Genomic DNA, 9,609 nt, shown 5'->3' with positions numbered 1-9,609 from the left:
GCGGCGGGATCCGCGGCCCACCAGCCTTCGCCCGGGCTGACCGGCCGGCGTCGCGCGGTGCTCCTGGACTGCGATCCGCCCGCCCGGCCCGCTCCCGCAGGACAGCGAGAGGCCCTCGGGGAGCAGAGGCAGGCTCCGGACCGTAAGTTCAATAAGGATGGCCGCCATGAACATAACAAAGCTGCCGGCGATGACCACCCCGGCCACCTGGGCCGCGCCCAGTGCGAACGCCGCCGTTACGGCTGCCGCAGGCGCCGCCAGGTCAGCTGCCAGTGTTGGCAGCAGGGCAGCGGCCACCAGTACCGTTCCGGAAAAGAAGGCGGCAACTATTGCTATGGCGCCGGTAGCCAGGAGCGCACGGTCGGTTCGTCCGGTTACCCGCCAGCTAAGCCGCATGGCCCGGCCACCCGAAACGCGCCCGAGCACGAAAATCGGTAAGGCAAGGGCAAAGCGGGTGCCGAGCGTTCCGACAGCCACCAGGAAAATGACATACGCAATAATGCCCGACGTCGATTTCAGTAGTTCACCGGAAATAAAGTTTGGCACCGCGATGGAGTGGGTCAGCACCGAAAAGAACCCGGCCTGCGCCAGCGGAAGGACCAGGAACAGATACCACGCAAGCGGCAGCGAGCCGGGCCGCGGGAGGCGCCTGAGCACCGGAAGGAGCTCCCGTGCCAGGGCCGCCGGCCTCAGGGTCAGGCCGGCGCGGACCCTGGCGGCTGCCAGGACCAGGAGCGCCAGCTGGAGGGAAACACCCAGCACAGCCAGTACGCAAAGCCCGGCGATCCAGGCCACTGACCCGCCGTTGCCCAGTACGGAAACCAACGCTGCGGAATCCACGGCGTGCAGCCCTGCCGCAGCCAATGCCTCCGTGAACATCCAGCGGATAACCGGCGAGAACAACAGCAGCAGCACAGCCTGGGTGGCCGCGTAAAGTGCCAGCAGACGCCAGCCTCCCAGCCGCAGCGTCATCCAGCCGGCCCGCAGCAGGCCCGGTACCAGGGTGCGGAAGCGGAGGTTATCGGGCCGCGCCTTTGGCGGCCGGACCCGGTTCTCCGGCATCGGGGCCTTCACCATGCCTCAGGCCTCCGCACGGTTGCGGACCTTTCGGTATGGATGGGTGTCGACCTTGGTCGTCAGGTCGGTGATGACATTTTCATAGGAGTGGTTCCGGCGTGCAGCGGCCATCATGCCCTTTGTGGTCTTTGCAGCGCTGCGCAGGTTCATCGGCCGGCCGGCCACCCCGTAGAGCAAAAGCGCCCAGTCCGGCAGCAGGGACAGGATGCCGTCCTGAATGACGATTCCGGTCCAGACCTTCACTGGATTGCCCTTCAGGGACGGTTTGCGGATTGCCTGGCTGACTTCGGCGGCCGGCAGGCACAGGGCCATCCAGTGGCGCTGCCCGTTGATGTAGTCCTCCAGGGCGCGGCGGGTGGCGGGCAGCCGTGCAGGGTCTATCCCGACGAGTTCCGCTGAGATGTGCTGCTCCAGGACAAACCGGTCCTGCTCCTCAGGGGTCAGCCTGGGCCCAAAGGCGTCAGCTGCGCGGAGCACGGCAAAGACCAGCGTGTTGTGGGTCCAGTCCATCCAGCTTTCCGTTTCGGCGCGCAGCGTTTCGCCGGTCGCGGGGTCCTGCCAGGTCGCGTGTTTGTGCATGCCTCGGACGGAGCGGGCAGCGGCGTCCGCGTGTGCCTTGTCTCCGAAGATGGTGGTGTCGATGTACTGGCCGGTCCGCTCCCCGCGGGCGGCTGCGTCTTCGCCCGTGACGCTGACCGCGGAAAACAGGCGCATCATGTTCGGGTTGAGCGCCTGCAGCAGCAGCGCGGCAATACCGCCGAGCTTCGACGAAGGATCGGCATAGAGCCGCCAGCTGACACTGTCCGGGCCGAAGTAGCCGTCGTCCTGTCTTGGCTGGTCTGTCGGCCGCGCGGTCACTGTCACGTCTTGCTCCTTGCTGGTAGGGAGCGAAGGCGTGCTCCACGAGCTGTGTTGCTCCGGTAGGCTGGTTTTTCCCGGGGGATCAAAAATGGACCAGGTCCAACTTTGGTCAGAGTATATAAGTTCGATCACAGAGGAGCCTTCATGATCGCGACACATTCCGGGTTGCGGGAGCGCAAGCGCCGCGCCACGGAAAACGCCATCGAAGAGGCAGCCGTCAGCCTGGCCGTGCAGCAGGGGCCGGAATCAGTAACCGTCGCCGAAATCTGTCGGCGCGCGGAGGTTTCACGGGGTACGTTCTTCAACTATTTCCCGAGCAGGGAAGCGGCAGTTTTCGGCCGCCCGATCCATCTGGTTACCGGAGCACCGGCGGACGGCGTACTGGAGCGGTACGCGGACAACCTTCCCCTGGCGGCATTCCATCTGACGATCACCTCGATTGGTCACGCGAACATGAACTCCGAGGTGGCGCGGGGGCGCCAGCAGCTCCTGGCAGGGCATCCCGAAGCGGGCAGAATCACGTCCGCTTCCCTCTCGCTGCTCCAGTCGCAGCTGGTGGCCGCGGTCCAGGATTGGCTGGAGCGTCACCCCGAACGGTGCTTGATCGGGCCGGAGAACGCCCGCCGGGAGGCACTGCTCACTATCGGTGCCGCTTCCGCGGCTGCGGTGGTGATGGCCGACGGCTGGCCGTCCCTCCAGGGTGATGTCCCCATGCGGGAGGAGACCTTCCTGGCGGCGCTGGAGGACCTTGGCCGCGTCGTAGGTGTTCGGCCACCTGAAACCAACTGAAGCCCCTGCCTCAGACGGACTGCCTGAGCTTAGACGGTTAGTTCAAACTCCAGGCGGCCATGGCGGATCCCGTTGACCTGCAGCTCCACGGCATGCACGCCCGGATAATGCTGGCGGGTAGTCATCTGCCGCAGGGCGTGGCGGGCCGAAACCTGGCGTGACTCCCCCGGGGCCAGTTCCAATACCGCAAGCTTGAAGACCTTCGGCGCCGTCGAACCGCGGGCTTTGACGTAGTGAACCACGTAGTCCACTGCCAGGCGTGCCTCAGCATCGCCGTCGTTAGTCAGGTCCGCACCGAACACAAGTTCCGACGGGAGCGTACGGCGCAGCATTGGGGCGGGTGCGTACGGACCCGTCACTGAAATATTTGCCGCATCAAAGCCCATTAGCGCCAGCGCGCCCGGGTGGCCCTTTTTCACCAGTGTGCGCAGGCCGTGCCGGATAACCCAGGAGCTGCCCGGTGTGCCGGTGGCCTGCCACCGGCCCGCGGTTTCCACCACCTGCTCGGGAGCATGGCGGGCGAGGTCATTGAGATGGTTCGCGGCTGAGCGGCGGACATACTCGGATGGGTCGTTATGGAGTGCGTCGAGGATGGGAAGTGTGGCCTCCGGCCTGGCAAGCAGCGCCGGAACCCGGATTGCCCACGGCAGGTAAGGGCGGGTACCTTCACTCGCGAGCCGCCGCACGTGCGGATCCGGGTGGCCGGTCCACGGCAGGATTCGCTCTAGGGCCCGCCCGGGATCAGCCTCGAGCAGGCGCCGAATGGCGAATTCGCTGGTCAGTCGGGGTGTCAGTTCGGCAAGCAGGTCGAGGGCGTCATCGAACGCTGCACCGGCCCCCTCCTGGAGCGCCAGGGTGGTCACAGACTCAGTCACAGGCCACAGGATCCAACCGGTGAGGACCGGATCTGCCAGAGCCAGCCGGTACGCGGAAGCGGCCACGGGATAGCTGCCGAAGGCCAGGACCAGCGCATCCGCCACCAGATCGGTGCGGGACCGGAGCGACAAGGGCGCCAGCCGGCCGCCGGTTTTCCGCAGCGGCTCCCAGCTGATTCCCGGAGCCGCGCCGGCGAGGATGCCGCTCAGCGCGGCTACCTCGGACGGGCCCAGCATGTCATCCATCGCGCCCACGGAGTTCCCTGTCTATAGTCCAGCGGCCGGCGGGTCCGCCGCCGACGCCTCATCCTACTGGAGCGGGGTCTAGTACTGGGTGTCCACGAAGCTGCCACGGGTGCGGGCAGCGCGGGGAGCCGCGTCAAACCGGGCCACATAGCTGTCGGCTCCACGGCCCGGCATTCCGTGGCCAGCCGTACCGGCGTAGCTGCCGCCGGTGGTTCCGGGAGCTGCCTGGGCGCGGTCGAAGACGGCAACGTAGCTTCCGCCCAGGGGGCTGGTCATGGCTGCGGCGGCGGTGGGTACTGACTGGTTTTTGGTTTTAAACAAGAGTTCTCTCCTGGGTCATGGGGTGGAAGCAACGTCCGGCAGCTGCGGCGCCGGTGCGGAAGCAACGTCCGGCAGCTGCGGTGCCGAAGAACCGGGGCGGCGCTGGGCAGCGCAGACCGCAGGACTTTCCAGTCCTGTGGTGATGTCTGGGGGCACCTTGTCAACGCCAGGTGCCGGCTGGCACCTGCGTTGAACCGCAGCGGGTTTTCCCGGCGCTGGGCCTCGGTGCCTGGCTAAGACGCTACCAGTTATTCTGAGTCATTCATAAAAGCAACCTGCTTCGCCGGGCAGTCACCGACCGGCGATAGAGTTGAATCCATGAGCAACACCCCCGCGCGGCCCCGCAGGTCTGTCTTCTTCCTAATTCCTATCGGCGCATTGGCGGGCATGGCCCTGGCCATCCTGAACTTCCAAGTGCTCTACGCAGCGTCAGTGGAGTCCCAGGAGCTGACGAGCTACATCCTCTGGACCCTGCTCGGCGGCGCGGCGCTGGGTGCATCATTTGCCTGCCCGGCCAGCGTGGTCTCATTCCTCAGCGCAGATTCAGGAAAGTCCCGGCGCTTTTGCGCAGTGGCCGCTGGCTTGGTCCTGGCAGTGTGCTGGCTCCTCTACGCGGCCGTCTCGGCGTCCGGAGGCACGCCGGTAACGGTGCTGCTGCCCGCGGCAGCGGTCGTAACGACGGCCGCCGGGGCCTGGTTCGCATGGTTCACAGCCCGGGCCACGGCGTCGGACCTGGATTAGTGAGATCCGCCGATCATCCTCGCCAGGGCATCGCTCGGTGAATCAACCTCCGCACCGTGGGCGAACAGGATGCGCTCAGGGCCAAGGGCAGCAAGCCGCTCCAGGGACTCCTCTGCCCGGCCGGAATCAGAGGTGAATGCCCCGGGTCCCCGGACCACCTCACCCTGGGCTACCGCAGCGGCATCCCCGATGAAGAGCGTCCCCGTTGCCTCATGGAAAAGCGAGATGTGTCCTGCCGTATGCCCCGGCGTGGCAAGCACCTCCAAGTCCTGGATCATGGCACCCTCACCGATGGGACTCACATGGCGCGGTGCCCGAATATCCGGAGAATCTGGCCCGCCTGCGTAGATCGCGGCCAGCGGGGCCCGCTCGGCAATAGCAAAAAGAGAACCGACATGGTCCATGTGCAGATGGGTCAGCACAATGTCGCGGACATCGGGCCACCCACCGCCCAATGCCTCAACCGCCGCACCGATACCCATCTCGGCGTCGGGCATTCCTGTGTCAATGACCACAATTCCGTCCGGCTGGGCTACGGCATAGCAACGCACATCCATAATCAGCTGGTGCGGGCCTGCGACGCCGGCAGGAATCACCACCTCGCGCACCACGCCCTGGACGGGAAGCCGCGCTCCGCGGCCACCGGGTTGTTCACTCATGGCCACCCTCCTTCGCTGGATATTGGCCCTTCAAGCGTATTCCCGCGGCGGCGCATCCGTCCCGGGCTTACGGAAAAAAAGCCTGCGTTTCCACCTGCCTCAGCGTCGGCTCCGGAGGCCAAAACTGACAGCACCGACGGCCTGCCGGGCTGCGGAAATGTTGCGGGATGGACGAAAGAAGACAGCCGCCTGTTTATTAGCACGGTGACGTGGCCTACACAACAGCAACACGGCGTCGTTACCGAATTGCAATCCATCTGTAATTCCATGTAGTGTCCTCGGCATGCCGCGATACGAAATGTGCGGCGTCCTTGGCTTGTTACCTAACTCTGCCGCTGGCCAAGGTCCCCTTTTGCAAAACGACGGCAGGGGCGGGGGACCCAATTTTTTGGATCCTTTGAATCCTTGGGGTTAAGCCGACCGGCCCAGGCCGGCGGCCGGGTGACTCCCATCCGAACCCGACAGCTCACCTCGCAGGTATTGGGAGAGGTAATTCCTTGTCTATCAATAACAACCGCGGACGCCACCGCGCCAATTCCACCATCTTGACGACTATCGCCCAGGTCTCACCGGTCAAGGCCCGCGCCTTCGGTGGAACCGCCGCTGCCGTCGTTGCCGGCTCCGGACTCATGTTCGGGATGGCTGCCCCGGCCCAGGCCGGCGTCGTCGCCAATGATGCCAACCCGGCACCCGTGGCTGCTGCCCCCGCCGCGGTCGTCGAAGCCCCGGCTGTCGAAGCCCCGGCCCCGGCCGTGGAGACCGCTTCCACCCACACCGTCGTCGCCGGTGACACGCTGGGCCAGATCGCCAGCACCTACGGTGTGAGCCTGGACAGTGTCTTCGCTCTCAATGGCCTCTCCATGGCCTCGATCATCTACCCGGGTGACGTCATCACCTATGCCGGCGCAGCTGCCATCCAGCCGGCCGCCGCGTACACGCCGGTGGAAAACTACGCCGCTCCGGTTGAAGCCGCTCCCGCAGCAGCTTCGTACACGGATCCGGGCGCCTATGCCGAACTCACCACGCTGAGCACCCCGGTTGCTCCGGCTGCTCCCGCCGCTGCAGTTTCCGGTGCGGGCGCAACCATGCTGAGCGCTGCCTACTCGCAGCTCGGCGCTGCCCAGGACTGCACCGTCCTGGTCGAGGTAGCCCTCCGTGCCGCCGGCCACTCGGTCGGAGACCTGGCCCCGGCCCAGCTCGCCGCCTACGGCACCCCGGTGTCTGATCCCCAGCCCGGCGACATGGTCTACTACGCCGACGGCGGCATGGGCTTTGCCCATATCGCTATCTACATCGGTGATGGACAGGCCATTCACAGTGGCTGGAACGGCAACCAGACCGTTATCCAGTCCGTCAACGTTGGCTCCGGCCCGGTCTACTACCGCGCATAACCCTTAATCCGGCGCGGCCATCCGGTCCGCAGGATGCACGAAAGCGCCCCGTCTGGAAACAGGCGGGGTGCTTTCGCATGCGCCACAGCAATTCCCATGAGCCCCACCCATAGGAACTGCCCGCCCGCAGGCGGGGAACATGGTCCCCAGACGTGAAATAATGAACTATGTCAGACCCGCGGCTCCCCGGCACCTTCACCCATGTGTGTGGTGCCGCAGCCGCGCTTCCGTCACTACTGTCACCGGAATCCGTGCACGTGGCGGGACGACCGTCCCACCGCTGGCCCTGCCCCGGGCAGCGGCTCACGGACGCCGGGTCCGGCTTCAACGCAGCCAGAGGGAAACACATTGACGTTTAACGTAGGTCAAACCGTAGTCCACCCCCATCACGGACCGGCCACCATCTGCCGGCTGTCCAGCAGGATGGTCCGCAGTGTAGAGACTGAGTACCTGGTGCTGGAAGTACATGCCAACAGGCTGGAGGTCTGGGTACCCACGGCGAAAGCCGAAGACGTTGGGCTGCGCCCGATTCTTGATTCACCGCAGCTGCAGGAACTCATGGAGGTCCTCCGGGCTGCCGCGGATACCGAGGAGTCCCAATGGTCGAGGCGCTTCAAGGAGAATACCGAGCTGCTCGCCAGCGGACGGATCGTTGACGTCGCGCGGGTGGTGCGTAATCTCACCATCCGCTCCCTGGACAAGGGACTCTCCCACGCAGAGCGGGATATGCTCCGGCACGCCCGCCGGCCACTGCTCACGGAGATCTCGCTCTCCCTCGGGGTCACCGAGGAGGAAGCATCCGCAGTGCTCGACGGCGTATGGGCCGCCGCGGACACGGCGTTGGCTGAACCGGCCCCCCAGCCCTGACCGTCCCCCAAGGCGCCGCCCTCCAACTGGTATCACCCGGTTGGAGGGCGGCGCATTGGCGTTGCTGCGGACGAGTTATGTCTTTATGTCTTGGCTTTGGTCCGTGCCGTTGCCCGCGCCGACCAGGGGTCTTCCGGCCAGGGGTGCTTCGGATACCGTCCGCGCATCTCCGCGCGCACCTGGTTGTAGGGCCCGGCCCAGAAGGACGCCAGATCGTCGGTGACGGCCAGCGGCCTGCCGGCCGGGGAGAGCAGGTGGAACAGCACCCGGACCCGGCCCTCGGCGAGCGTGGGAGACCCAGCCCAGCCAAAGCACTCCTGGAGCTTGACGGCGACCACCGGCCGGGCGCCGTCGTCGTCCAGCGCCGGATAAGCCACGGCTATCCTGTTGCCGCTGGGCACCTGCAGCCGTTCGGGTGCCAGCTCCTCCAACCGGGCTGCCTCCGGCCAGGGCAGCAGGCGGCGGAGCGGATCAATCAGGTTAATGCCCGAGGCTCGGGCACCCCCAGCCAGCGCATCCAGTTCCGGTCCGAGCCACTCATCGAGCCGGGCCAGCAGCGCCGGCTCGGAGACATCCGGCCAGGGCGCACCCAGTTCCCGGTGAAGCAGGGCAAGCCGCCGGCGTAACGCGTCCGCGGCCGGGGACCAGCCGATCACGTCCAGGCCCTGGACCTGCAGCGCCGCTGCCACGGCGGTCCTGCCCTGGGCAGCCGTCGCCCGGACCGGTGTGGAAGCAAGTTCAATGGCACCTAACCGCCGCTCCCGGCGCGCTGAGACCCGCCCACCGGCGAACTCCGCAGTGACCATTTCGGTAACCAGGTGGGACGCCGCTGCCTCGGCGGTTTCCGCCTGGAGCGGCGCGGCTGCCCGGATGACGGCGCCCGTGCCTGCTGCCGCCCGTCCCTGTGCCCGCGTCACATCCGCGACGGCGAGCCATTCGGAGCCCCTCAGCGGGCTGTCCGCCGGAAGTCCCGCCCGGGTTCCGGACGCCAGCAGGTACTGCTCCCCCGAAATCCCTGCCACCCGGCGGGCCACTCTGGCCGGGAAAGCCAGCGCAACGATGAATCCGGCCGATTCGTTGTCATCCAGCCGGTGGTCCAAGAGCGCGCCGGCCGCTCCGGGCTGCCCGGCAAACCGTTCAAGCCGCCGGACCTCCAGTGACCAGGGACGCGCGCCGGGATCTGTTCCGGAGCGGAGCCGGGCCAGCTGCCGGACCAGATCGGCTCCCGGAACCCGGAGATCGCTGGCCACCATGGCAGCCACTTCAGCAGCCACCCGGGCCCCGACGACCGGGGCGCCGTCCACCAGCGCCCGGGCCAGCGGCGGATCGACAGGAATACGGGACAGGGCAATCCCCGCCGGTGTGGCCCTCCCTTCCCCGTCGACGGCACCGATGCCGCGCAGCACGGCTTCGGCATCGGCCATGGCGGCAGGTGGCGGCGGTTCGGGAAGGTTCAGTCCGCGGCCGCCGGGAGTCCCCCAGCAGGCCAGCACCAGGGCGGCGGCGGTGAGGTCGGCCGTCGCGATTTCGGGGGTCTGCTGCGCGGGCGCGGCCGCATAGGCTGCCTCCGGATAAGCGCGGATGACGGTCCCCGGTCCCTGCCGGGCGGCCCGGCCTGCCCGCTGCTGCGCCGACGCACGGGAACAACTCACGGTCACCAGGCCGGACATCCCGCGGGCGGCGTCCCGGCGCGGCTCCCGGGAGAGTCCGGAATCCACCACCAGGCGAACCCCTGGCACCGTCAGGGAGGACTCAGCCAGCGACGTCGAAACGATGATGCGC

10 protein-coding genes and 1 riboswitch are annotated in these 9,609 nt (G+C 67.0%); of the genes, 4 read left to right on the top strand and 6 right to left on the bottom strand.

The features are described from left to right. A partial coding sequence (locus RTN46_RS14920; protein ID WP_312182536.1) for a glycerophosphoryl diester phosphodiesterase membrane domain-containing protein occupies positions 1 to 1,077 on the bottom strand: 1,077 nt, incomplete at its 3' end. A 3-nt stretch (positions 1,078 to 1,080) separates the two neighbouring features. After that, positions 1,081 to 1,941: an oxygenase MpaB family protein gene (locus tag RTN46_RS14915; protein ID WP_312182534.1), complete on the bottom strand. Its 861-nt coding sequence runs from the start codon at positions 1,939 to 1,941 to the stop codon at positions 1,081 to 1,083. A gap of 141 nt (positions 1,942 to 2,082) precedes the next feature. On the opposite strand from RTN46_RS14915, the gene RTN46_RS14910 reads away from it, so the two are divergent. After that, positions 2,083 to 2,727 (top strand): TetR/AcrR family transcriptional regulator, encoded by a 645-nt coding sequence (locus RTN46_RS14910; protein WP_312182533.1) that lies wholly within the window; start codon positions 2,083 to 2,085, stop codon positions 2,725 to 2,727. Positions 2,728 to 2,756: 29 nt separating this feature from the next. Here RTN46_RS14910 and RTN46_RS14905 read toward each other — a convergent pair whose 3' ends face one another. Further along, a complete protein-coding gene (locus RTN46_RS14905; RefSeq protein ID WP_312182538.1) occupies positions 2,757 to 3,848 on the bottom strand; it encodes a DNA alkylation repair protein in 1,092 nt (363 codons plus the stop codon). Positions 3,849 to 3,926: 78 nt separating this feature from the next. Further along, on the bottom strand, positions 3,927 to 4,169 hold the full coding sequence (locus tag RTN46_RS14900) for a hypothetical protein (protein ID WP_312182531.1): 243 nt from the start codon (positions 4,167 to 4,169) through the stop codon (positions 3,927 to 3,929). A 318-nt stretch (positions 4,170 to 4,487) separates the two neighbouring features. Here RTN46_RS14900 and RTN46_RS14895 point away from each other — a divergent pair, with 318 nt between their 5' ends. After that, a complete protein-coding gene (locus RTN46_RS14895) occupies positions 4,488 to 4,910 on the top strand; it encodes a hypothetical protein (RefSeq protein ID WP_312182530.1) in 423 nt (140 codons plus the stop codon). Here RTN46_RS14895 and RTN46_RS14890 read toward each other — a convergent pair. After that, positions 4,907 to 5,569 (bottom strand): MBL fold metallo-hydrolase, encoded by a 663-nt coding sequence (locus RTN46_RS14890; protein WP_312182529.1) that lies wholly within the window; start codon positions 5,567 to 5,569, stop codon positions 4,907 to 4,909. The two genes, RTN46_RS14895 and RTN46_RS14890, sit on opposite strands and share 4 nt — an antisense overlap. Before the next feature lie 343 nt (positions 5,570 to 5,912). Further along, positions 5,913 to 6,063: riboswitch (cyclic di-AMP (ydaO/yuaA leader) on the top strand. A 3-nt stretch (positions 6,064 to 6,066) separates the two neighbouring features. On the opposite strand from RTN46_RS14890, the gene RTN46_RS14885 reads away from it, so the two are divergent. Further along, complete coding sequence (locus tag RTN46_RS14885) at positions 6,067 to 6,960, top strand: LysM peptidoglycan-binding domain-containing protein (protein ID WP_312182528.1); 894 nt, start codon at positions 6,067 to 6,069, stop codon at positions 6,958 to 6,960. A gap of 201 nt (positions 6,961 to 7,161) precedes the next feature. Beyond that, positions 7,162 to 7,827 carry a CarD family transcriptional regulator gene (locus RTN46_RS14880; RefSeq protein ID WP_312182527.1) on the top strand — a complete coding sequence of 222 codons (666 nt, stop codon included), beginning with the start codon at positions 7,162 to 7,164 and terminating at the stop codon, positions 7,825 to 7,827. 83 nt (positions 7,828 to 7,910) lie between these two features. Here the strand turns inward: RTN46_RS14880 and RTN46_RS14875 are convergent. After that, positions 7,911 to 9,609 (bottom strand): ATP-dependent helicase C-terminal domain-containing protein (locus tag RTN46_RS14875; RefSeq protein ID WP_312182526.1); only part of this gene is annotated, 1,699 nt, incomplete at its 5' end.

It is taken from the genome of Arthrobacter sp. (assembly GCF_031988865.1).
Classification (GTDB): domain Bacteria; phylum Actinomycetota; class Actinomycetes; order Actinomycetales; family Micrococcaceae; genus Arthrobacter_B.
Note: the sequence above shows the minus strand (reverse complement) of the source record. Positions and strands in the feature narration are given on the sequence as shown.